This is a genomic window from Arthrobacter vasquezii (assembly GCF_029455255.1).
Classification (GTDB): Bacteria; Actinomycetota; Actinomycetes; order Actinomycetales; family Micrococcaceae; genus Arthrobacter_D; species Arthrobacter_D parietis.
Genome location: NZ_JAROKN010000023.1, coordinates 22,472 through 45,510 on the forward strand (window position 1 = coordinate 22,472; position 23,039 = coordinate 45,510).

25 protein-coding genes are annotated in these 23,039 nt (G+C 62.7%); 6 read left to right on the forward strand and 19 right to left on the reverse strand.

Annotation, left to right across the window (positions count from 1 at the left end):
* Positions 1-20 precede the first annotated feature (20 nt).
* The 4 genes from P4U43_RS09925 to P4U43_RS09940 all read right to left on the reverse strand — a co-directional run bounded on the left by P4U43_RS09925 (position 21) and on the right by P4U43_RS09940 (position 5,286).
* On the reverse strand, positions 21-1,592 hold the full coding sequence (locus P4U43_RS09925; RefSeq protein ID WP_277358597.1) for an ABC transporter permease family protein: 1,572 nt from the start codon (positions 1,590-1,592) through the stop codon (positions 21-23).
* A complete protein-coding gene (locus P4U43_RS09930; RefSeq protein ID WP_277358598.1) occupies positions 1,574-2,407 on the reverse strand; it encodes an ABC transporter ATP-binding protein in 834 nt (277 codons plus the stop codon). The genes P4U43_RS09925 and P4U43_RS09930 overlap by 19 nt, the downstream gene beginning before the upstream one ends.
* A gap of 84 nt (positions 2,408-2,491) precedes the next feature.
* Positions 2,492-3,490 carry a tetratricopeptide repeat protein gene (locus P4U43_RS09935; protein ID WP_277358599.1) on the reverse strand — a complete coding sequence of 333 codons (999 nt, stop codon included), beginning with the start codon at positions 3,488-3,490 and terminating at the stop codon, positions 2,492-2,494.
* Positions 3,491-3,552: 62 nt separating this feature from the next.
* Positions 3,553-5,286 (reverse strand): hypothetical protein, encoded by a 1,734-nt coding sequence (locus P4U43_RS09940; protein ID WP_277358600.1) that lies wholly within the window; start codon positions 5,284-5,286, stop codon positions 3,553-3,555.
* Between the two features lie 240 nt (positions 5,287-5,526).
* Here P4U43_RS09940 and P4U43_RS09945 point away from each other — a divergent pair, with 240 nt between their 5' ends.
* Positions 5,527-6,846 carry an AI-2E family transporter gene (locus P4U43_RS09945; RefSeq protein ID WP_056548110.1) on the forward strand — a complete coding sequence of 440 codons (1,320 nt, stop codon included), beginning with the start codon at positions 5,527-5,529 and terminating at the stop codon, positions 6,844-6,846.
* A gap of 24 nt (positions 6,847-6,870) precedes the next feature.
* Here P4U43_RS09945 and P4U43_RS09950 read toward each other — a convergent pair whose 3' ends face one another.
* Together P4U43_RS09950 and P4U43_RS09955 are read right to left on the reverse strand one after the other, a co-directional pair.
* A complete protein-coding gene (locus tag P4U43_RS09950) occupies positions 6,871-7,659 on the reverse strand; it encodes an alpha/beta hydrolase (protein WP_277358601.1) in 789 nt (262 codons plus the stop codon).
* Between the two features lie 14 nt (positions 7,660-7,673).
* Complete coding sequence (locus tag P4U43_RS09955; RefSeq protein WP_277358602.1) at positions 7,674-7,994, reverse strand: hypothetical protein; 321 nt, start codon at positions 7,992-7,994, stop codon at positions 7,674-7,676.
* Between the two features lie 65 nt (positions 7,995-8,059).
* On the opposite strand from P4U43_RS09955, the gene nucS reads away from it, so the two are divergent.
* Both nucS and P4U43_RS09965 read left to right on the forward strand, forming a co-directional pair.
* Positions 8,060-8,755, forward strand: coding sequence for an endonuclease NucS (gene nucS / locus P4U43_RS09960; protein WP_277358603.1), 696 nt, complete (start codon positions 8,060-8,062; stop codon positions 8,753-8,755).
* A 314-nt stretch (positions 8,756-9,069) separates the two neighbouring features.
* Positions 9,070-9,273, forward strand: coding sequence for a cold-shock protein (locus P4U43_RS09965; protein WP_056548105.1), 204 nt, complete (start codon positions 9,070-9,072; stop codon positions 9,271-9,273).
* A gap of 88 nt (positions 9,274-9,361) precedes the next feature.
* Here the strand turns inward: P4U43_RS09965 and P4U43_RS09970 are convergent, their stop codons facing one another.
* The 13 genes from P4U43_RS09970 to P4U43_RS10030 form a co-directional block, all read right to left on the reverse strand.
* Positions 9,362-9,793, reverse strand: a complete 432-nt coding sequence (locus tag P4U43_RS09970; protein ID WP_277358604.1) for a DUF2550 domain-containing protein — start codon at positions 9,791-9,793, stop codon at positions 9,362-9,364.
* 11 nt (positions 9,794-9,804) lie between these two features.
* Positions 9,805-10,089 (reverse strand): F0F1 ATP synthase subunit epsilon, encoded by a 285-nt coding sequence (locus P4U43_RS09975; protein ID WP_056548103.1) that lies wholly within the window; start codon positions 10,087-10,089, stop codon positions 9,805-9,807.
* A gap of 5 nt (positions 10,090-10,094) precedes the next feature.
* Positions 10,095-11,558 (reverse strand): F0F1 ATP synthase subunit beta, encoded by a 1,464-nt coding sequence (atpD, locus tag P4U43_RS09980; RefSeq protein WP_277358605.1) that lies wholly within the window; start codon positions 11,556-11,558, stop codon positions 10,095-10,097.
* A gap of 84 nt (positions 11,559-11,642) precedes the next feature.
* A complete protein-coding gene (locus P4U43_RS09985; protein WP_056548101.1) occupies positions 11,643-12,536 on the reverse strand; it encodes a F0F1 ATP synthase subunit gamma in 894 nt (297 codons plus the stop codon).
* Between the two features lie 88 nt (positions 12,537-12,624).
* Positions 12,625-14,259, reverse strand: coding sequence for a F0F1 ATP synthase subunit alpha (atpA, locus tag P4U43_RS09990; protein ID WP_056548099.1), 1,635 nt, complete (start codon positions 14,257-14,259; stop codon positions 12,625-12,627).
* A gap of 106 nt (positions 14,260-14,365) precedes the next feature.
* Positions 14,366-15,181 carry a F0F1 ATP synthase subunit delta gene (locus tag P4U43_RS09995; protein WP_277358606.1) on the reverse strand — a complete coding sequence of 272 codons (816 nt, stop codon included), beginning with the start codon at positions 15,179-15,181 and terminating at the stop codon, positions 14,366-14,368.
* A complete protein-coding gene (locus tag P4U43_RS10000) occupies positions 15,181-15,732 on the reverse strand; it encodes a F0F1 ATP synthase subunit B (protein WP_204531172.1) in 552 nt (183 codons plus the stop codon). Before P4U43_RS10000 ends, P4U43_RS09995 begins: the two co-directional genes overlap by 1 nt.
* Before the next feature lie 53 nt (positions 15,733-15,785).
* A complete protein-coding gene (gene atpE, locus P4U43_RS10005; RefSeq protein ID WP_204531175.1) occupies positions 15,786-16,001 on the reverse strand; it encodes an ATP synthase F0 subunit C in 216 nt (71 codons plus the stop codon).
* A 78-nt stretch (positions 16,002-16,079) separates the two neighbouring features.
* Positions 16,080-16,904 carry a F0F1 ATP synthase subunit A gene (atpB, locus tag P4U43_RS10010; RefSeq protein ID WP_277358607.1) on the reverse strand — a complete coding sequence of 275 codons (825 nt, stop codon included), beginning with the start codon at positions 16,902-16,904 and terminating at the stop codon, positions 16,080-16,082.
* A gap of 85 nt (positions 16,905-16,989) precedes the next feature.
* On the reverse strand, positions 16,990-17,322 hold the full coding sequence (locus P4U43_RS10015; protein WP_404800719.1) for a hypothetical protein: 333 nt from the start codon (positions 17,320-17,322) through the stop codon (positions 16,990-16,992).
* Positions 17,309-17,806 carry a hypothetical protein gene (locus P4U43_RS10020; protein WP_277358609.1) on the reverse strand — a complete coding sequence of 166 codons (498 nt, stop codon included), beginning with the start codon at positions 17,804-17,806 and terminating at the stop codon, positions 17,309-17,311. Before P4U43_RS10020 ends, P4U43_RS10015 begins: the two co-directional genes overlap by 14 nt.
* Positions 17,807-17,909: 103 nt before the next feature.
* Entirely contained in the window at positions 17,910-18,917 is a 1,008-nt protein-coding gene (locus tag P4U43_RS10025; protein WP_277358610.1) for an MraY family glycosyltransferase, read from the reverse strand.
* 2 nt (positions 18,918-18,919) lie between these two features.
* Entirely contained in the window at positions 18,920-20,782 is a 1,863-nt protein-coding gene (locus P4U43_RS10030) for a polysaccharide biosynthesis protein (protein ID WP_277358611.1), read from the reverse strand.
* A 177-nt stretch (positions 20,783-20,959) separates the two neighbouring features.
* Here P4U43_RS10030 and P4U43_RS10035 point away from each other — a divergent pair, with 177 nt between their 5' ends.
* The 3 genes from P4U43_RS10035 to P4U43_RS10045 all read left to right on the forward strand — a co-directional run.
* Complete coding sequence (locus P4U43_RS10035) at positions 20,960-21,859, forward strand: glycosyltransferase (RefSeq protein ID WP_277358612.1); 900 nt, start codon at positions 20,960-20,962, stop codon at positions 21,857-21,859.
* A 3-nt stretch (positions 21,860-21,862) separates the two neighbouring features.
* Entirely contained in the window at positions 21,863-22,828 is a 966-nt protein-coding gene (locus P4U43_RS10040) for a glycosyltransferase (protein ID WP_277358613.1), read from the forward strand.
* Positions 22,825-23,039: NAD-dependent epimerase/dehydratase family protein (locus P4U43_RS10045; protein WP_277358614.1), on the forward strand; the 215-nt coding region annotated here is incomplete at its 3' end. The genes P4U43_RS10040 and P4U43_RS10045, both read left to right, overlap by 4 nt.

Below are 23,039 nucleotides of genomic sequence, written 5' to 3' on the forward strand. Positions count from 1 at the left end.
GCACCCGGCACCCGCCCGGCCTACTTGTTGACGCTGACAGCCTGTAACAATTCCGGTCCGCGTTTGTCATACCAGGCTCCCCCAAGGCGGACACCTCCGATTAGCACTGCCGTCCCGAGTACCACTCCGGCGAGTAGTGTCAACCATCCGAGCACTGCGTCCCCAGTGACAAGATAGGCGATTGCGAGTGCGATTTCCGGCAGCAAAAGCACCATCAGGACCACCCAGCCGATCGCCTGGATGGCCAGCATCGAGAATCCCGTGCCGGGCGGTGTCTTGAACGGGCTTTCTCCCGGAAGCGGAACATTGTAGGTATAACGTGCCGAGAGAACGCTGGAGAAGCCGGCTCCCGTCAGCAGCGCTCCCAGGCTCAGCCCGAGCATCATGGGAAGATCCGCGAGCGATTCGCTCAACCAGAGCGGAACGATGGTGAAAACCAGCACCACGGGCAGTGCGAAAACCATCAGGGCGAGCACCCGGCCCGCGCGGTCGGCCGTGCCGCTGATTCCCGCCGAAAGGTGTAGCCAGAACGCCGTGTTGTCATATGAGATGTCAGCCGAAATGGACCAGGCGAGCAGGAACGCTGTGATGGGGCCCAGATAGTTGAGCAGGGACAGGTCACCGGAATCTCGGCTGATGAACCAGAGCAGAATCGGCAGCAGCGGCACAACGATGACGGATGCCGCATACCGTGGGTCGCGGATCCAGTAGGTGAAGGCCCGCGCTGCCACCGCGCCGGTCGGCGTTCCGGGAAAGCGTGCGAACAGGCCGAGGTTACCCGCCCCTTTACGGGTGACCGCGTTATAGGGCGGCGTAACCAGTGCATGGCTGAGGCTCTTGTGCCAGAGGTAGGCCAACCCGGCGATGGTTCCGATACCGATGCAGAAACGCGCCACCGCAGTCAGCGCATCCCCGGCAGCGAGGTCGGCTGGAACGGCAACGAACACGCCGAGCGGCGTCCACGCGAGGATGTCCGCAAGCTCCCCCGCGAACTCCGGCGAGTTCTGGAAGCCGGCAGTGATCCCGGCGAAGATCGGACCGAGAAGGATCAGCGGAATGATCGCAACCGTCGAACTGAGGTCCTTGAAGCGCCGCGAGGAGGAAAGCGCCGTGCCCGCCGTCGTGATCAGGCGGGAACCTACGATACACAGCAGGACAGCGCAAAGCGCGCAGACTATCGCTGCAACAGCTGCTGCCGGATACCGTATCCAGGTCAGCGCCAGGGTGAGGAACGCAACGAGGGTCACGATCCCGGGGATGCCTATCACCCCGCCCAGGGCGAGGCCGGCCATGAGCTGGCGCATGGGTACTGCAAACGTGACAAACCGGGCCGGGTCAAGCGTCATGTCCACCCCGGAGGCAACGAGAGGAATCACCAGCCAGCCGAGAACGGCGGCGGATCCGCCCAGCACAGCGACGGTCCGCATCAGGTCGAGGTCGAGCGTACCGAGGACGATCAGCCCCGCCACGATCAGTCCGAGCAGACCAAGACCGTAGAGACCACCGAGAACGACGCCGACCAACTGCCAGGTGCTGCGACGAAGGGAATTGCGCAGGAGTAGAAGCTTGAGTTTCAGGAGGTGCGCAACCACGACAACCCCTCCGCGGTGTTCCTGCCTCCGACAAGCTCCACGAACCGGTCCTCCAGGCTCGCGCCGCCGCGCACAGCATCGACCGTCCCCGCCGCCAGCACGGTACCGGAGGCGATAACCGCCACATGGTCACACATCCGCTGAACCAGGTCCATGACGTGACTCGACACGATGACGGTGCCGCCGGAAGCCACGTAAGTAGCAAGGATGTCCCGGATATTGGCCGCTGAGACCGGATCGACGGACTCGAACGGCTCATCGAGCACGAGGAGTCTTGGTGCATGGACAAGTGCCGACGCGAGCGCAATCTTCTTCGTCATGCCTGCCGAGTAGTCCACGACAAGCGTTCCTGCGTCCTGTGCGAGGTCGAGCGCCCGCAGGAGGTCTGCCACTCTTCCAGCGACCTCGTCCCGGTCCATCCCTCGAAGCAGGCCCGCGTAGGTGACCAGCTGTTCACCGGTCAGGCGGTCGAAGAGCCGGACGCCGTCCGGCAGGATGCCCATCAGCCGTTTGGCGTCCAACGGGCTTTCCCACACATCGACGCCATGCACCCATGCCTGCCCGTAGTCAGGGCGCAGCAGTCCCGTAGCCATCGACAACGTTGTGGTCTTACCGGCGCCGTTCGGTCCGACGAGCCCGTAGAAGGAGCCTGCCGGAACATCAAGGTCAATGCCGTTGACTGCAACCTTCTCGCCGAAGCGCTTCGCAAGTCCGCGCAGCACCAGGGCGGGCCTGCCCGCCGACGTCGAGCCACCGGCGGGCGGCTGGAGCGGTTCCTGGGCAGGCGGTGGCTCAGAAGGAGAATGGGAAGTCATACGTCAACGCTAACAACGGCGTCGGCGCTTGTTCGTCATCCGAAAGGACTAAAAACGGACGCACGGCGAGGATGGAGCAGGCGATTAGAACAGCGCCCTCGCCAGTGCGCTCCGCGCCTTGTTCACCCTAGGGTCAGTAGGACCGACGATGTCGAACAACTCAAGGAGGCGAACCCGCGCGGACTCCCGGTCCCCACCGGCACTGCGTGCGATGAAAGTGGTCAGTCGAGCAAACGCATCTTCGACATGTCCGCCCGAGAGGTCAAGATCCGCAACAGCGAGCTGCGCTTCGAGGGAATCGGGAGCTTCCGCCGCTGACGCGCGAACAGCGGTGGCGTCAGCGTCCTGAAGCCGCTGCATGAGCTGCACCTGGGCGAGCCCTGATTTTGCATCGGTGTCGGCCGGCTGCTCGGCAAGCGCCTTGCGATAGGCCGCGGCAGCTGTTGCGTAGTCGCCTGCTTCGATGGCGTCGAACGCTTCCTGATGCAGCGGCGGCAACGGCTCCTCGGCCGGCTCCCCGGTGGAAGTCGGCTCCTCGCCCGGAGAGTCATTGAGCGAACCACTCACGCCATTGGCCTGTGCGACCTTGAGCAGCTCGTCCACGTAGGTTCTGATCTGCGGTTCCGCGAGCGGGCCTTCGAACAGGGGTACGGGCTGCCCCTTGAGGACGCCAACGAGCGTGGGGACGCCCTGCACCTGAAAGGCCTGCGCAATCCCCGGCTGCGAATCGAAGTCCGCGCGCGCGAGCAGGATCCTGCCTGCCTGTTCCACTGCAATAGCCTCAAGGGCGTAGAGGACCTGCGCCGAATGTTCGCTCCAGGACGCGCTGATCGCAACGATCACCGGCACCTGCGCAGACAACTGCACCAGCTGCGGGAAAACCTGCTCCGTTACGTCGACGATGTACGGGCTACCGCCTGCCGCTGGACCTGCGGAACCGGGGCCTTCAGCGGCGGGACCGCCCTGGCTTCCGGCCGCTCCGCCAGCCGACTGCGCTCGGGCCTTCAGTGCGGAAAGATCGACGGCGCCGCGCAAATTCATGGACGATGGCGCGGGGCCGCCCGGGATATTCGGAATGCTCATGCTTTCACCTTATTACTGGGGCTGGACCCATGGGCAACTCACGCCCATGGCAATGGCGGTCGTCAACGCAGTTCAGCGGAAAGGAGCTGCTGGGCAGCACCGATCACAGTAATCTTCTTCTCGCTGCCTGCAGCCGGGACGTACATCATCACCGCTTCGCCATACCGGACGTCGATGCCTTCCTCGGTGGACTCCTCGCCGGTGAGCGTCTCATAGACCGTTCCCTCCAGTGCGATCGAGTCGCCGGGGCCTTCCGGAACGCTGCTGTAAGTGTGCTCGAGGTATCCGAATACCATCGCTCCACCGTCACCGGTGGAGATAGCACTGGTGTGCTCGGCAACCGGCTCGTGGGTGAAAGTGATCTCGGCCGAATCATTCCCGGCGTCGGCTACAACGTCGGATTGGAAAGAGGTGATCGCGTCCGCGAAGGAGTTGGGTTCGAACGTCCCCGCGTTGCCGCCGTCCGGACTGGTCAGATAATCGGCGATTGCAGCAACCGCGTCCTGAGGAGAGGCAACGAGGTCCTCTCCGCCGTCGACCGGTATCTCCTGGAGCCCCTCCGGCGATCCCGCCGTAGGGAAGGTCGTGCCCGGCAGCATCTGGATAGAGGAGGTGAGCCTGTAATTGGACCGGGGATCCTCCTGGACAAGCACGAGGGCCTGCGGCACCGGGTTCGACTCCCCCTGCGTCAGCGCGACGACGGTGCGCGGCCAGTCATTTCCTGTGGGGATCATGCTCGCGAGTACCGGATCCGCAGCTACCGGCGTGGGTGCCGGCACATCGTCCGCCTGCGAACGGACGGAGTAGTTTGCGGTTCGCAGAGTTGCGGCGGCACCTGCGACACGCTGCTCAAGCAGCGTAGCGTCCGCGGCAGCGTCAGCCTCTGTCACGGAGGTGGCTACTGTTGCGAGGATCCGGTCCAGCTGGCTCTCGAGGAGAACCGGGTATTGCGTACCCTCTGCTTCCTCGGCCGGCGTTGCTTCCTCGGCCGGCGTTGCTTCCTCGCCCGGCGCTGACTCGCCCGGCGTTGCAGATTCGGATTCCGACGCAGTACCCACGGCCGTACCGGTCAAGCCAAGCGCGGCGGCCAGACCCAGTGCTGCCAACGGACGGACCTGGTGAGCAGAAAAGGCGGTTCCACGGCCTTGGCGGTGCGCCTGCTGGCGTGCGTAGGCGCGGGAGCCGACGGTGGCCGGTTCCCGCCGGGTCTTGCGCGGCTTGATGAAGGCAAGTGCGATCCCGAGAACCAACAGCAGAGCGCCGAGGATCAGTAACGGAACCGCCCAGGGAGTCGCCGTGTCGTTGGGGCTGGTGATTGAGACAGCAGTGGGCGCAGGATTTTCGCCGTCAGCAGCGATCAGGATGGACCACTCACCCTCCCCCGGGTCCAGCCAACGATGGGTCAAAGTACCGTCAGCGGTCTCCTCGCTTGTCCACAGATCAGACCCCGAAGGGTTCGGAACCGACTCTACGCCCTCCGTAAACTCGGTGAGCAGTTGATCCTCTCCTACGCCCGTGACCGTCAGGTGTGCTGCATCCGCCACCCAGGCATCGACGTCGGACGCCCTGCCCACGGCAAGAGTGAACGTGCCCTCCGACTGGACCGTGATGTCCATCTCGCCGTCGTCTGCCTCCTTGGCGCCGGCATCGATCACTGTGACCGGACCGCTGCGAACGTCTGCGGGGACGCCGACCGTTACCGTCTCCGACGGCGCCCACCACGTGAGCTGACCGATACCCAGTACGACGAGCAACGCACCGATCACCATGATCGGAGCAGCAAGAGGAAAGCGCACGCGAGAAACCTAACGTTGGATTGAGTCAAGCCCGAGCATTACCCCGAGAATCGGACCAGATCCCATCGTAACGAAAATGCACCCAGCGGACCCGTCGGCCGCCGACGCCTGCGAGGACCCCCTTGACAACGCGCGGCGCCGCCCAGGAGTTTCCGGCGGAGGGCCCGCCGCTCCTGTTACTGTTTCGCTAGTCATGCATCCGGCGCTGCAGCGCCAACAGGCAAATGAAAGCGGACATACGTGAGTGAACCCGAAGACGTGCCGATCAGCGAGCCGCTGCCTCGCCCGGTATCGTCAGTGAACTCCGCGCCGGAGGCTCCCCGCGTAGAAGAACCTGCACCGCGCGTCGAGGTGCGCCGGCGGGGGCTGGGCTTCGCCTTGGCACGCCTGCGGCACCTGGTGCCCGTGGCGCAGCCCCGGCCGCGGTTCGAATTCCCGCCCGAACGCGGCGAGGAGGTGCCCGTCGACGAGTCAGTCAGCATCAGCGACGATCGCCTCAAGTTCGGTGGCCCGCAGCCGCGATCGATGCGCCAGCATCCAATTCACTTCGGCTTCATGGCGAGCGTCGGTGCAGGGCTTGCGCTACTGGCATACTTCATGATCACCAATGTCGGCCAGCTTCTTGTCTGGATCGGCGCAGCGCTTTTCATAGCACTCGGGCTCGACCCCATCGTTCGCTGGCTTGAGAACCGAAACGTGCCCCGCCCCGCCGGCATCACTTTGGCCTTGGTGATGCTTGTTGGCATCATCGTGGGTTTCTTTGCGGTCCTGATCCCGACGATTGTCTCGCAGACCGCCCAACTGGTCGAACGCGCGCCCGGTTACGCGCGGGAGTTCCTGGCGTCCGACTTCTTCCAGACGGTTGACCAGCAGTTCGAGGTACGGGAACGCGCAACCGAGGAAGTCAACAGGTTTTTCGCCAACTCGGAAGCGGTCGGCGGCATCTTCGGCGGTGTTCTGGGTGTGGGCACCGTAATCCTCAACAGCCTGTTCGGCGTTCTCGTGATTCTGGTGCTCACGCTGTACTTCCTCGCATCGCTGCCCGCGATGAAGAAATGGGCGTACCGTCTTGCTCCCCGCTCGCGCCGGCCCCGGGTCGAGCGGCTCGCCGAGGAGATCACCCGCAGTGTGGGCAACTACGTCATCGGCCAGGCCTGCGTGGCCCTGCTGAACGCAACCTTCGCCTTCATCTTCATGACCATCGCGGATGTGCCGTTCTCGGTACTGCTTGCTTTCGTCGTGGCAATGCTCGCATTCATACCGTTGGTCGGCGCGGTGATTGCCGCCGTCGTCGTCAGTCTGGTGGCGCTCACCGTGGGCTGGCAGACCGCAGCGCTGTTCGCAGTGCTGTACGTTGCCTATCTCCAGGTAGAGGCGTACTTCATCTCTCCGCGGATCATGCAGAAGGCTGTGGCGGTACCCGGCGCGATCGCCGTCATCGCGGTGATTGCGGGCGGGAGCCTGCTCGGAGTGCTCGGCGCCCTCATCGCCATTCCGCTGGCAGCCGGCGCGATGCTGCTTTTGAAGGAAGTCTTCATCGCCCGCCAGGACAACCAGTAGCGGCAGGTCCAGCTGCCGAAGGCGCTAGTCAGCCCGTGCCGTGGGTCCGTTCCATTCTGTTGCCAGGGCACCAGGCTTACCGAGTACGACGGCGGCGACCTCCTCCAGTACGCGGCTCACGTACTTCTCCCCCACCCACAGGTGCTTGGCGCCGTCCACCCCGGTTACCCGGGCCTGCGGCACCCGGGCGAAGCGGCTAACCGCCTCCGGCGGCTGAAGGTAGTCGTCGTGCTCGGGAACGAGGACATGCAGGGGCAGCTCCGCTTCCGCCCAGGAGTCGAGATCTGCGTCCGTGGCCCTGTGCAGCGGCGGAGACAGCAGGACGGCGCCCTCGATGTACTCGGCGACCGGCTCCCTCGCCCCATATTTCAGGCACAGCTCTGTGCCGAAGCTCCAGCCGACCAGCCAGACGTTGGTCAGGCCCTCGTTGACCACCCACTGCACCGCAGCCTGCAGGTCATGCTGCTCCAGGCCGCCGCCGTCGAACTCCCCGTCACTGCACCCCCGAGGTGAGCAGGTGCCCCGGGTGTTGAATCTGAGCACCGCGATGTCCGCCAGCGCCGGCAACCGAAATGAGGCCTTCCGGTAGACGTGGGAGTCCATGAAACCGCCTGCTGTCGGCAAGGGATGCAAAGTCACGAGCGTTGCAGCCGGGACCCTACCCACAGGTGCGGCAAACTCGCCCACCAGCGTCTTGCCATCCGCCGTCGTCAGTTCGATATTTCGGCGGTCAGCAGGCAAGACCGTACCCGCCCTGATTTCGGCCGGTTCGGAACTTTCGGAAAACTGGTACGCGGGCTCTGAGCTGGTCACCTGATCCAGTCTACTTACCCCGACCGGCGGGTACGCCAGCACGCCAGATGCCAATGCCGCCGGTCGGCCAGCGCAGTCTCGGCTCCGAACAGCGAGTCTTCCTGCCACGCCACCAGATGGGCGACGCCGGGTGGAATGTCCCGGTGGCAGCCGGGACACAGATAGTGCTTGGAAGCGTTCTGTTCGGTGATTCGCCGCACCGACCAGACGCCGTCACGACCGGATTCCCTCGTGGGAATGCCCGCCCTGGCCCGCTCCAGATCGAGCTCCGGCGCCTCGGACCACTTGCGGCGCGGCTGGGCGCGCGACTTCCTCGGCTGGTTCGAACGGGGCATGGATCAAGTCTGCACCGGGCGCCCTGAGAACGGGAAACTGCCCTGGGGCGGGTAGTGTGCACAGGGTGCGTTTAGTCATTGCCCGCTGCTCCGTCGATTACATCGGACGCCTCCGCGCCCATCTTCCCCTCGCGACCAGACTGCTCATGGTCAAGGCGGACGGCTCGGTTCTGGTCCATTCCGACGGCGGCTCCTACAAGCCGCTGAACTGGATGAGCCCGCCTGCCACCGTGAGGATCCTCGAGCCGGCAGCCGAGGATGCCGAGCTGGGGGTCACCGAAACCTGGAACGTCCAGCATGCCAAGAGCGATGACCGCCTGGTCATCAGCATCCATGAGCTACTGCATGAAAGTTCGCATGATCTCGGCGTGGACCCCGGCCTGATCAAGGACGGCGTCGAAGCAGACCTGCAGCGGCTGCTCGCGGAGCAGATCAGCCTTCTCGGCGACGGCTACTCGCTCATCCGCCGCGAATACATGACCGCAATTGGTCCGGTGGATATTCTTGCCCGGGACGGCGAGGGCCGCACGGTCGCCATTGAGCTGAAGCGCCGTGGCGATATTGACGGTGTCGAACAACTCACCCGGTACCTCGAACTACTGAACCGCAATCCGCTGATGGCTCCGGTCAAAGGCATTTTCGCGGCACAGCAGATCAAGCCCCAGGCGCGGGTGCTGGCTCAAGACCGGGGAATCGATTGCCTGACACTTGACTATGATGCAATGCGCGGTGTTGACGATGCGGATTCGCGCCTGTTCTAACCGCTGTCCGGATCTGGGGGACCGCGGTGACGGTTTGAACCGCTTACCGCAATCCTGAGCATCCGGATATTCGAATTCCCGCTTAACAATCGGTTTAATCGTCGGAATGTCCGTTGACCAGCCCATACGGCTATGTGATGCTTATTTCAGTCTTTGTGTACGTGGTTTTCATGCTCGCAAGACAGGTTGCGAGCGTGAAGCTTGTCGTAGGTGCAGGGTCGTTCTTGTCCTCGATGGAATTCACGCGAAGTAACTCGCGGTCGGCATACAGTGTGTCGATTCAGAAATATGTTCCATTATGAGGAGAAATATAAATGGCACAGGGAACCGTCAAGTGGTTCAACGCTGAAAAGGGCTTCGGCTTCATCACGCCGGACGACTCCGAGGGCGATGTCTTTGTTCACTACTCCGAGATCCAGACCGGAGGATTCCGGAGCCTCGATGAAAATCAGCGAGTACAGTTCGAGATCGGCCAGGGCGCCAAGGGTCCCCAGGCTACAGGCGTCACCGCGCTGTAACTCGAGTTGAAGCACATAGTTTGGGCCCCCACTTGTGCGGGGGCCCAAACTATTTAACTGGTTCCTGCTGCCCTGCCGTGCACGAACATCAGCGCCACGTACCGATGCCTATCACCGGGCCTGCTTCCAACCAGGAGGACAAACCGGCATAGACGTCGAACTTCATCGCGAGAAGCACCTCGGTCCCCTCGTAACTCAGCGTCACCACTATTGCCCCCGGCTGGATACGGGCCTTTTCCACCTCAGTGGGCTGACGCCAGCCTTTCAGTTCGAGCGAGCTGCGTAGGTACCGCTGACGGGGTCGTGGGCTGAGCGAGACCAGCCGTAACCACTCAAGGTGCTTGTCTGTATAACGACAAACCCCCATCCGCCAGCCCTTGCTCGGGAGGCGGATGGAGGCGTCGAAGGTTCCCAGCGCGGTGCGCAACTGAAAGCGGCGCAGACAAAAAGCACCGACCATGAAGACCAGCAGGGCAAAGAGCGCAGCAAGCGAGATGAACGTGATACCGATGCCGTCCATCAGGCCTTACGCTACTTAGCGTCTGCGGTCACTGAACCGCCGATCCTGGCATTGTCGGCAACAATAACCACACGGTTGCTGTCCACTGAGAAGAAGCCGCCATCAACGCCGACGATGAGCCGTTCGCCGGAGACCGGCTGGATGGCGAGCTCTCCTTCTGCGAGGATCGCGAGCACCGGAGAGTGTCCGGGAAGGATCCCGATCTCGCCGTCAGCAGTGCGGCCCTTGACCATGGTCGCCGCGCCGGACCACACGAAGTGGTCCGCCGCGACGATTTCGACTTCGAGTTCAGCCATGGAGCTTACTTTCCGCTCTGCTCTTGAATCCGTGCCCACTGACGCTCGACGTCGTCAAGACCGCCGATGTTGAAGAACGCCTGCTCGGCAATGTGGTCGAGATCGCCGTTGGCGATGGCGTTGAAGCCCTCGATCGTGTCCTTGATGCTCACGGTCGAGCCCTCGACACCGGTGAACTGCTTTGCCGTGTAGGTGTTCTGCGACAGGAACTGCTGGATGCGGCGTGCGCGCGAAACAACAATCTTGTCTTCTTCGGACAGCTCATCGACACCGAGGATGGCGATGATGTCCTGGAGTTCCTTGTTCTTCTGCAGGATCTGCTTGACGCGCACAGCGGTGTTGTAGTGATCGTGACCGATGTACTGCGGATCGAGGATCCGCGACGTGGAGGTCAGCGGATCGATGGCCGGGTACAGACCGCGTGAAGCGATCTCACGCGACAGTTCCGTGGTTGCATCGAGGTGCGCGAACGTGGTGGCCGGGGCCGGGTCCGTGTAGTCATCCGCCGGCACGTAAATGGCCTGCATCGAAGTGATGGAGTGGCCCTTGGTGGACGTGATGCGCTCCTGGAGGAGGCCCATCTCATCTGCCAGGTTGGGCTGGTAGCCCACGGCCGACGGCATGCGGCCCAGCAGGGTCGACACCTCGGAACCTGCCTGGGTGAAACGGAAGATGTTGTCGATGAAGAGCAGCACGTCCTGCTTCTGAACATCGCGGAAGTATTCCGCCATGGTGAGTGCGGACAGCGCAACCCGCAGGCGCGTGCCTGGCGGCTCATCCATCTGACCGAAGACAAGGGCGGTGTCCTTCAAGACGCCGGCCTCTTCCATTTCGACCCAGAGGTCGTTTCCTTCACGGGTACGCTCACCGACGCCGGCGAAGACCGAGGTACCACCGAAGTTGCGTGCCACGCGGGTGATCATTTCCTGGATCAGCACCGTCTTGCCCACTCCGGCACCGCCGAAGAGACCGATCTTTCCACCCTTGATGTAGGGGGTAAGAAGGTCAATGCTCTTGATTCCGGTTTCAAGCATCTCGGTGGAGCCCTCAAGCGAGGCGAAGGAGGGAGCCTTGCGGTGGATTGGCCAGCGCTCGGTGATCTCCAGCTGCGATTCCTCGACGTCGAGCGGCTTGCCCAGAACGTTGAAGATGTGGCCCTTCACGACGTCTCCGACGGGAACCGAAATGGCAGAGCCGGTGTCCTGAACGGTGGTACCGCGCACCAGGCCGTCGGTCGCCTGCAGGGAGATCGCACGCACGAGATTGTCGCCCAGATGCTGCGAGGTCTCGAAGGTGATCATGCGCGTCTCACCGTTGAGGGTCACCTCGGTGGTCAGCGCATTGTAGATGGCGGGAATGGCGTCAGCCGGAAACTCAACGTCGACAACCGGGCCGATGACACGGGCTATGCGGCCGGTCGCGCCGGGGGCAACTGAGTCCGTACTGTTCTCAACAGTCTGGGCAGTCATCTCTCTCACTTCATTCAGTAGATGGCGTGGTGCTAATGGTAGTGCGGTTGGGAACCCCGTGGGGTCCGCGGAGGCCGGGGGGGGTCAGGACGCGCTTAGTGCGTCCGCACCTGCCACGATCTCCGAAAGCTCCTGCGTGATTTCCGCCTGGCGGGCGGTGTTGCGAAGGCGCGTGTACTTTTTGATCAGTTCGGTCGCGTTGTCGCCCGCCGACTTCATGGCACGCTGGCGTGCTGCGAGCTCGCTCGCAGCCGCCTGAAGCAGCGCTGCGAAGATCCGGGACTCGATGTACCGCGGAAGCAGCGCATCAAGAACTCTTTCGGGTTCCGGCTCGTACTCGTACAGGGGAAGGATGTCCGACTCGCTCGCTGCTTCCTCTTCGACAACCTCAAGCGGCAGAAGACGAATGACCGTCGGTTCCTGGGTGACCATCGAACGGAAACGCGTGTAGACGACGTGGATCTCGTCAACACCACCGTCCTCGAAGTCGGTTCCGAACTGCTCCAGAAGCACGGCGCCAACCTCACGCGCGGTCTCGAACTCGGGCGCATCCGTGCCGCCCGTCCAGACCTGCTCGTAGGGACGACCGCGGAAATCAAAGTACGCCTGGGCTTTCCGGCCGATCAGATAGGTCTTGACTTCCTTACCCTCCTCGCGGAGAAGCTCAAGGAGAGCTTCCGCCTGCTTCAGCACAGTGGCCGAGTAGGAGCCCGCCAGGCCTCTGTCCGAGGTCATGATGAGCACTGCCGCCCGCCGGATCTGCTCCGGCTCGGTGGTCAGTGGGTGATCAATCTCGGACTGCGACGCAACAGCGGAAACCGCACGGGTGATGGCATTGGCATAGGGCAGTGACGACGACACGCGGGCGCGTGCCTTGCCAATGCGAGAGGTGGCGATCAGTTCCATCGCCTTGAAGATCTTCCGCATCGACGTCGTCGACACGATCTTCTGGCGGTAGACCCGGATCTGGGCTCCCATACTTGTCCTTTCCTTCGTAGTCCCTATGAAAGGAACTACGGTTCAGGCATCGGGCGTTCGCGCGCGGTGCGCGCGAACGCCCGCGCCGTTAGCGCTTCTGCTTGACGATCTTTTCCTGGTCCACGGAGCCCTCATCGAGTGGGCTGTGTTCCTCGTGGCCTGCGACAAGACCATCATGACCTTCGCCGAAGAACCCCTGCTTGAAGTCCGTGATGTGGGACTTGAGCTCATCCACAGTGGAGTCTTCGAGCTTATTGGTCTGCGCCAGCGTGGTCAGCACTGAGGACTTGTGGCGCAGGTGCTCCAGGAACTGGGACTCGAACTTGCGGATGTCCTCAACCGGTACATCGTCAAGGTACCCATTGGTGCCGGCCCAGATCGAAACGACCTGCTCCTCCATGGGGAACGGCGCGTACTGGCCCTGCTTCAGCAACTCCATGAGGCGTGCCCCGCGGGTCAGCTGCTGACGGGAGGCAGCGTCCAGGTCCGAAGCGAACATGGCGAACGCCTGCATGTCACGGTACTGGGCGAGATCGAGTTTCAACGTACCCGAAACCTTCTTCATTGCCTTCACCTGCGCGGCACCGCCCACGCGGGACACGGACACACCGACATCAACGGCGGGCCGCTGGTTGGCGTTGAACAGGTCTGACTGAAGGAAGATCTGACCATCAGTAATGGAGATGACGTTGGTCGGGATGTAGGCCGACACGTCGTTCGCCTTGGTTTCGACCAACGGAAGGCCGGTCATCGAACCTGCGCCCAACTCGTCCGAGAGCTTCGCGCAACGCTCCAGCAAGCGGGAGTGCAGGTAGAACACGTCGCCCGGGTAGGCTTCGCGTCCTGGCGGGCGGCGCAGCAGCAGCGACACCGCGCGGTAGGCCTCAGCCTGCTTGGAGAGATCATCAAAGATGATCAGTACGTGCTTGCCGCCGTACATCCAGTGCTGGCCGATGGCTGAACCCGCGTAGGGAGCAAGGTACTTGAAGCCGGCCGGGTCCGAGGCAGGCGACGCCACGATGGTGGTGTACTCCAGGGCGCCCTTGTCCTCCAACGTCTGGCGAACGGCCGCGATGGTCGAAGCCTTCTGGCCGATGGCGACGTAGATGCAGCGGACCTGCTTCTGCACGTCTCCGGATGCCCAGTTGGCCTTCTGGTTGATGATGGTGTCGACGGCGATGGCCGTCTTGCCGGTCTGGCGGTCACCGATGATGAGCTGGCGCTGTCCGCGGCCGATCGGGATCATGGCGTCGATGGCCTTGAGGCCGGTCTGCATCGGCTCGTGCACCGACTTGCGCTGCGTTACGCCCGGCGCCTGGAGCTCAAGTGCACGACGCGCCTCTGCCTTAATCTCACCGAGGTCGTCGATCGGCTGCCCAAGGGGGTCAACCACACGGCCAAGGAAGGCGTCGCCCACGGGAACGGAGAGAATCTCTCCGGTCCGGTGTACTTCCTGACCTTCTTCGATACCGGTGTAGTCACCGAGGACAACGACACCGATTTCACGGGTGTCGAGGTTCTGGGCGAGGCCCAGCGTGCCGTCTTCGAAACGCAGCAGCTCGTTTGCCATGACCGAGGGAAGTCCCTCTACCCTGGCGATGCCGTCGCTCGCGGATGTTACGCGGCCAACTTCGACCCGCTCCGCGTTTCCGGGTTCGTAGGACGCCGCGAACTCGTTCAACGCATTACGGACGTCGTCGGCGTTGATGGTCAATTCGGCCATCTGCAGTCCCTGCTCTCCTGTGTTGTGACCACCGCCGGTAAGCGGTGACCGTTTTGTTTTCGTCTGTAGTCGAAGCCCGCGAGCTTCAGCGTTGCCTTGTCCGCAGCTAAACGGCCATCTTTCGACGGAGTTCGGACAGACGGCTTACCGCCGTGGCGTCAACCACTTCGTCTCCCACCTTCACGCGAACGCCGCCCACGAGGGACGGATCCACGCTGACATTGACCTTGAGGTCTCGCCCGTAGAGCGCATTCAGCCCTGCCTGGAGCCGGGCCAATTGCTCGTCCGACAGCGGACGGGTAACGCTGACGGTAGCAATCCAGCGCTCCTGGCGCAGTGCAACAAGCTCGACAAAGCGTTCAACCAACGCCGACGGCCGCAGGCCACGCGGCGACAGAACCGCCTGACGGATCAGAAGCCTGGCTTCATCTCCGGCCGAGGGAACGAGCTTCAGCGCAAGGGCCACTTTCGCTGATCCTTCTGCCTGGGGTTCAGACAATGCGCGCTGCAGATCGTGGTTCGAGCCAACGACGCTCAGGAATGAGAAGAGATCGTTCTCAAGTCCCTCGAGCCCTCGGATTCCCTGTCCCCTGTTTTCGGCCACCGCAATAGCGACGGTTGCGGCGAGCGCTTCCAGTGCGTCACCGATGTCGCGGGGCTTGGCCCAGCGGCGGGCAACGAGGTCGCGAACGATGTCCGACGCCTCCGGCGAAATCCGTCCAGCGAACAACCGCGTGGACAAAGCAACCTTCTGCTCGCCGTCGCGATTCGGGTCAGTGACGGCGCGGCGGAGCCCGGCGTTCGAATCGAGTGTGTCCAGCACACCGAACAATTCCTCGGCCAGCGTCAGCGATGCTGTGCCGAGACGAGGCTCAAGTTCCTGCCGCGCCGCCGTGAGGGACTGGCTTGATACGCCTGCCATTATTTGGCTGCACCTGCGCTCTGGGTAGCGGACTGCGCCTCCAGGTCAGCGAGGAAGCGGTCGACAACGCGTGCAGAGCGCGCGTCATCAGCCAGGGACTCGCCGACAATTCGGCTGGCCAGATCAGTGGCAAGGGTTCCGACGTCAGCCCGCAGTGAGACAGCAGCTGCCTGACGGTCGGCCTCGATTTGTGCCTCAGCCTGCGCGGAGATGCGGTTCGCCTCGGCGACTGCCTTCTCCTTGAGCTCAGCCAGGATCTGGGCGCCCTCAGCACGTGCTTCCTCGCGGATGCGATTCGCCTCGGTGCGAGCGTCGACCAGCTGCTGCTTGTACTCCTCGCGTGCCGCGTTGGCCTCAGCCTGTGCGGCCTCCGCCTTTGCGATGCCACCCTCAATGGCTTCAGTCCGCTCTGCAAACGTCTTCTCAAACGCCGGCATGACGAACTTGATAACGATGTACATCAGTACAGCGAACCCTGCGACCGTAACCAATAGTTCCCATAGGTTCGGTGCGAGGGGACTTTCAGCTGCAAGTATGACTGCGCTATCCATGTTGTTTCACCCGTCTTTCTACCACTAGTCCGTTTGGTCAGCCAGCGACTCTTCTAGAGAACGAAGGCGAAGACCAGACCGAGGATTGCGAGGGCTTCGGTCAGTGCCAGGCCAAGGAATGCGATTGGCTGCAGTACACGCTGCGCCTCCGGCTGACGAGCAACACCGTTGATGTACGCGGCGAACACGAGGCCCACACCGATACCACCGCCGATTGCGGAGAGACCGTAGCCTACGAGGTTGATGTTGCCGTTGATAATGCCTTCCATTTTCTTCCTTTCAAGATGCCGCGCTATGCCGGCAGGTTGGTTGGGATCATCCCCAGCGGGGAAGACTTTTGTTAGGTATTAGTGGGCGTCCGCATGAAGGGCGCCCTCGATGTAGATCGCGGCCAGCAGGGTGAAAACGTAGGCCTGGAGAACCATGATCAAAGCTTCGAGCATGTACATGGCAACCGCGCCGCCAAGAACCAAAACTCCGGTTCCCTGCAGGAGGATGTTGCCGGACAGGGTCATGAATTCGATCGCGCTGCCGGCCAACATCACGATGAGGTGACCTGCCAGCATGGTTGCGAACAAACGGAGGGAGTGGGTGACCGGACGAACCAGGAAGTTCGAAATGATCTCGATCGGAACTACCAGCGGCATGATGTACCACGGCACTCCGGAGGGAACCACGGCGAGCTTGAAGTAGCGCAGGCCATGCTTCTTCACGCCGACGGCAATCCAGAGGATGTAGAAGATGGCCGCGATCGCGTACGCGCTGCCAGGGTGGGAGAAAGTGGGGATTTGAAGCAGCGGGACCGCACCGAAGATGTTGTTCACGAGGATAAAGAAGAACGCGGTGAAGAGCCACGGCACATACTTCATGTACTCGCGTCCGCCGATGATGTCCTTGCCGATGGAGTTACGCACGAAGCCGTACGCGGCTTCTCCGAGGAACTGCATCTTGCCCGGAACAAGTTGACCACGGCGGGAGGCTATATAGAAAAATGCGCCGATGAGGATGACCGACAGGATGACCAGCAGCATCTGCTTGCCGAAGCCTGGCGCGAACCAAACGCCATATTCACTATTCCAGGGAAGAATGTTCGGCGGGTGCGCTTCTTCAATCGTGGGTGGGACAAAGCCCTCTTCAGTGGTGGTTTGAGCGGGGAGCGCAAGCGCGATCAACGCGTTTCCTCTCTGCAGTGTCCATCGTTGGGCGGAGTTGGATCGGGCACAGCGTTACTGCTCCGACGCATGAAGTTATGGGACATTACTCAGGGGAACCTTCCTCCGGACCGCTCCTGCGTTCCGGCGTTGATCCAGGACCGGAGGAGTTGGAACGGGTGAGGTTGTGCTTGTGGGAGAGATAAAAGCCGCCCACTGCACCCAAGAGGCCTCCTGCGAGCACGATCCAACGCGTCCCCAGGAGACTGTCCAGCCCCCAGCCTATCAAACTCCAGACTATGATCCCGCCAATGATGTAGCTGAAAACAGCTATTCCATCGTTGTACCCGGCTTCGCCGTAGCGACCGCGCGCGTCAGCCTCTGGGCGCTCATCGCCCGAGCCCGAGCCGGTGCTGGAGGCTCCTTTACGCACGTCCATCAACCGCCTGCGTTCCGGACGACCCGGTCGAGTCACAGTCGTTGTAGAGCTGGTGGCGCGCCTTGGCAAAAACGGTGACCTCGACAATCTGCCAAAGAACTACTGCTCCCACGGCCGCACCGAAAAACCAGGTGCGTTCCAGCCAGGAGGGGACACCGACAAAAAACAGGACAGCGGCAAAGCCGACCACCTTGATGGCGTAAGTGACCATGAAGATTCCGAGGGCGCCGCTGGGATTCGACCGACCGACGAAATGGCCGATGAGCAGGCTCAGCCCGAAGAAGAGTGCCACCACGGCGTAGCCGAAGAGCACGCTCGCGGCCCCGCTCCCCCCGTTCATCGCGAATGCGATGGCGGTGGTGATGACCAGCGCCGCCCCCGTGACAGCGAGGCAACGCAGCAGGATCCGCAGCCACAGGGACTCAGTGGGACCAGACGCGGAGGCACGGGACACACTGGCGCGCGGTGCGTCGGGTGTGCTCATGGGGTTCCGTCCATCGAGGGGTAGGTTGGGCAGGCGTCTCAGCCCGGCCGGTCCCTGAAATTCTACAGCAGATAGAAATCGATCCCGCTCTTAGTTGCTTTTCTCAACCGTCAGCCGGAATCAGCCGTCGTCGGGCAAGGAGTTTCGGCGAGTAGATGTACAGCGCGACGACGGCGGCCGCGAACACTGAGCAGACGATCGCCAGTGGTGCCGGTGCCGTAGCGAGGACAAATCCGGCCGCACCGACCAGTGCAGAGCACGCGGTGACCACAAGCGCTGACTGCACGTGGGTGAGTCCGACGTCGGTCAAACGCTGGTAGACATGCTCGCGGTGCGAGGCGTACCAGCGATCCCCCGCTCTCACTCGCCGCAGGAAGGTGATGAAGGTGTCGGCCAGATAGATCAGCACAGGAGACAGCAGGTACTCGAGGTAAACGCCCGCCAGCAAGCCAGCGACCGCCATGCCGGCGATGGACGCGCCCAGCAGATAACTGCCGACGTCGCCGAGGAAAACAAAACCCCGCCCAAGATTCCAGGGCAGGAATCCAGCGAAAGCTGCAGCAACCACAAGTCCAGCGACTGTAAGCCAGAACTGGCCCACGAGCATGCCGGCTACCGAGTAGAACACGCCCACCAGGACGCCATGGAGGCCGGAGATACCGTTGATGCCGTCCATGAAATTGGCGGCATTCACGTAGGCGGCCACTGCAAGCGCGCCAATCGGCACCCACCAGTAGGATTGCCCGATCGTCCATGCAAGAGCAGTGGTTCCGACTGCTCCGATCGTCAACTGGATCAGCGCACGCAGCCGGATCGACAGACCCCGGTAGTCTTCGATCCAGCCGAGTACGGCCGCCGCTGAAAGGATTGCCAGGACGATGAGCACCACTGAGCGGTCTACCGGGACCAGGCCGGTCAGCAGGGACAGAAGAAGCCCGACGACGATCCCCACTGCGACGGTGATGCCCACTCCCCGGATAACCACCGAGGTGTGAGAGGACCGTTCATTGGGGATGTCGAGCACGCCCAGCTTCTGCAGGATCGGCTTCAGTCCAAACGGCAGGACCAGGCTGAGCAGCAGGGAGGAACCGACAACAACCCAGAGCAGCATGGTCAGGCCCCTTTTTCAGCCGGAGGTTGCATGCCCTCGGAATAGGCCTCGATGCCGCCCTTGACCTTCCAGTCACGCAGGTCGAGCATGCCCGGATCAAGTGCCGCTACCCGGGTGTGCGAAATCTTGGGGTGGAGGGGGCGGGCGTCGTCCTCGTCGATCCCCACAAGGTCTTCGTGTAGTTTCTCGCCTTTGCGCAGGCCGGTGAAGACTATTTCGATGTCCTTCCCGGACATTGCGATCATCCGCTGGGCCACATCCAGAATCTTCACCGGCTCCCCCATGTCGAGGATCAGGACTTCCCCCCCGCTGCCGATTGCTCCCGCCTGAATGACGAGCTGGCAGGCTTCAGGGATGGTCATGAAGAAGCGGGTCACCTCGGGGTCGGTGACAGTGATCGGTCCGCCCACCCTGATCTGCTCAGTGAATAGCGGCAGCATCGATCCGCGGCTACCAATAACGTTGCCGAAGCGGACGGACACGTACCTTGCGCCCGCCGCGCCGGCCGTCCAGGCCGTCAATTTCTCAGCGACGCGCTTCGAGTGACCAAGAACGCTGGTGGGATTGGCGGCCTTGTCCGTGGAAATGTTTACGAAGTTGCTGACACCGGCCGCTTCGGCTGCCCGCAGAACGTTGAGCGTGCCAAGGACGTTCGTTTTCCACGCCTCTTCCGGATACTGCTCAAGCAGGGACACGTGCTTAAGCGCCGCCGCATGGAAAACCACCTCAGGTTTGCGGTCTACGAAGATTGCGCGCAGCGTGTCTGCTTCCCGGATGTCGGCAAGGACTGTGTCCCTGCCCGTCAGCAGTCCCCTGCCTGTCAGGGAGATCTGGGTGGTCTGAAGTCCCGTTTCGTCACGATCAAGCATGATGAGTTCCGCTGGCCCGAACTCTGCGATCTGGCGGCACAGCTCGGAGCCGATGGAACCGCCTGCACCGGTCACCAGAACCCGCCTGCCGGCGATGTAGCCCGCCACCTCGTCAGCGCGGATATCCACCGGACGCCGGCCGATCAAATCCTCCACCGCCACTTCACGGAAATCGGTGAGGCCCTTCTCTCCGCCTCCAGCGAGCATCTCGCGCAGCGGCGGCAGCACGAGTACGCGTATGTTAAGCCCAGTGACGAGGTCCGAAACGCGCCTCACCTGCGCCGCTTCAACATCGGAAAACGCAATGACGAGGGCGGTTGCACGCGTGCGCCGCGCCATCTCGGGCAGATCTTCGAGGCGGCCCAGTACCGGAACCGTGGCGAGCCGCAGGTGCTTCTTGGCGGGATCATCATCGATCAGGCCGACCGGAAAGTAGGGGGACTCCCGATCCTGCATCATCCGGGTTACCAGCGACTTGCCGAGGAAGCCTGCCCCATAGATCAGGGTCCGCTGCGCGTCGTCGCCGGGTTTGGCCTTGCTCTCCACATACATACGCTTCAGATAGCGGGTTGACGCCATGAAGATACAGGCAAAAGGGAAAGCGATAATAGCCACGCTTCGCGGGATCTGGATGACGCTGATGAAAGCGATGCTCACCAGCAGCAGGATCACAGAAACAATCACCGTCACGATCACCAGCAGACGCGCTTCGTGGAAGCTACCGAACGCATAGCGCCCCCGGTAGAGGGCGAAGCTCATCCCGACAACCAGCTGGGAGATCACTGCAACGGCGCAGAAGACGACTGCACCCGGCACATTGATCTGGGTGACCAGCAGCTCCAGGCGAAGGATCACGGCCAGGAAGACAGCAACAATCCACGCGAAGGAATCAAAGGCGTACTGGGACCACAACCACAGGGCCGGCTTGTCTGTCCTGCCGGCGGAGTCGTCCTGATTCACGCGAGCCGCGGAATTCTGGTTATCCGTCTGTGTCATGATTCCTTTGGATGGGCGGTTGGCGTAGCGTCACGCCCCCTTCGATCCGGCGCGAAAAGGCCGTCCGGGCCGTGTAATAGACTTTCCCTACCCGAGAATACTAGCCCGACTGATGCGTGCTCCCTGTGACCGATCACCGCGAGCTGAGCGTTGCGGAGGCTGGCCGAAAGGACCGTTTTGCAGGAAACCGTGGCTGTAGCGGCAGTGACTTTCGACAGACCGGATGACGTACAGACACTTCTCGAAGCGCTCGCACGGCAAGATCACCCGATCGCATCTGTGGCACTGGTTGACTCGGGCACACAGGACGTCTCTGCCCTGGCTGAACAATCCAGCGCTCCCGTGAACTACATCCGGTCCGCCACCAATCTGGGCGGCGCCGGCGGTTTCTCCCTCGCAATTCTTTCCGCGATGGCGAGCGGCGCCGAGTGGATCTGGATCATGGACGACGACGCCCACCCTGAGGACACCGCTGTCCTCAGCAAACTGCTTGAGTCCGCCCATCTGCGCAACCTTGACGTCGTCGTGCCCCTGATCGTCGCACCGACCGATTCCACCCGGCTCTCCTTCCCCTTTCGCATCCAGGGGCGCACCACCCACGATCGGGATCAGGTGGAGAACCTTGGCTTCATTCCGGACATTGCCCAGTTCTTCAACGGAGCGCTGATCCGCGCCGACGTCTTTTTCCGGGTCGGGCTGCCGGATCTACGCCTGTTCATCCGCGGCGATGAAACTGACTTCATGCTGAGGCTCCGCCGCGCCGGCATCCCCTTCGGTACGGTCACCACCGTTGCGCTCAGCCACCCGCCGGGATGGGCTGAAGTGCAGCACGTCATCGGCGACCGGCTCCATGTGCTGGTTCCGGAAACACCCTTCAAGCGCTTCTACTTCTTCCGGAACCGCGGACATCTCACGCGTCGGTACATCCGTGTGCGTTCCTTTGTAGCGGACGTGGTGGGGTACCCGGTCTACTACGTCCGCAGGGGTGATATCCGCGGGCTTGCCTCCTGGGCCCGTACCTACGCTGCAGGAATGCGTGGGCGTAGCTTCGGCCCTCCCTCCGACTTCGGGTTCTGATTGATGACCGCGCAGCCGTCCGTCACCGTGGTGGTGACTACCTTTAACCGCGCCGGCTACTTGAGCCGACTGCTGGATTCTCTGGGACAGCTCGATCCGGCGCCTGCCGCCGTCGTCGTCGTTGACAACGCCAGTACCGACTCCACCGGTGAGGTACTGGAAGCGGCGGCCGCCTCGTTTCCGGTCCCGCTGACGGTTCACCGGCTGGGAGTCAATGCCGGTGGCTCCGGCGGCTTCTCCGCCGGTGTTGAGCGCGCGCTGGCCGACGGCGCGACCTGGCTGTGGCTGATGGACGACGACGTCGAAGTCCTGCCCGGCGCGCTGGCCGCCTTTTCCCCGTGGCTCGAACACTACAGATGCTTGCACGGCCGGCGCCTCGACCACACCGGTGAACCTTTCTTCTGGCAACACCGTTTCAACCCGTTCCTTGGCGTGCACTTCCCGATTCCCGGCAACGTCTTCGCTTCTTCTCCGGTTTTCCGCACCAATGTGGCGTGCTTCGAGGGTGTTCTCCTGCATGCGGGCGTCGTCCGCGAGGTGGGACTGCCTGACCCGCGGTTCTTCATCAACGGCGATGACACCACTTACGGCTGGCTCATCTCCCAGCGGGAGCCAGTTGTCTACATTGACGAGTTTGTGCTGCGGAAGGCCCGCCCGCAGAAGCAGATCGACCTCGGCCTGCGGCATCTGAACGATTCGAGCAACCTGGGACGCTACTGCGGAATGCGGAACCGCGGGCATCTCGCAAGGTATTTGATGGAGTACGGGCAATTCAACCGCGTCGGATTCGCACTGGGAACAGCCCTCACCGCAGCGAAGGAACTGGTACGGCTGATCGCGGTCGAGCATACTCTTTCGGGCGTCGGTTCCCTGTGGCACGGGTGGCGCGAGTCGCGCTTTGTCCTGCGGGATCCCGACTGGCTGCCGATGCCGGCGCTGACTCCCCGGGCAACGGGCGCTGCCTCATGATCTGGTCCGTCGTCGGCGGCAGCGGCTTCGTCGGGAGCGCAGTCCTCAAGGCGCTCACGGAGGCAGGTGAGGAAGCAAGGCCGGTCAGGGCACCGCGCGTCAGTGCATCAGCAGACACACCGGCACGGGTACTCGCGGAGGCTGACCGGCAGGCCGCCGTCGTCGACCGCCTGGCGGCTGAACTCGCCGGTTGCACCGTGGTGGTCAATGC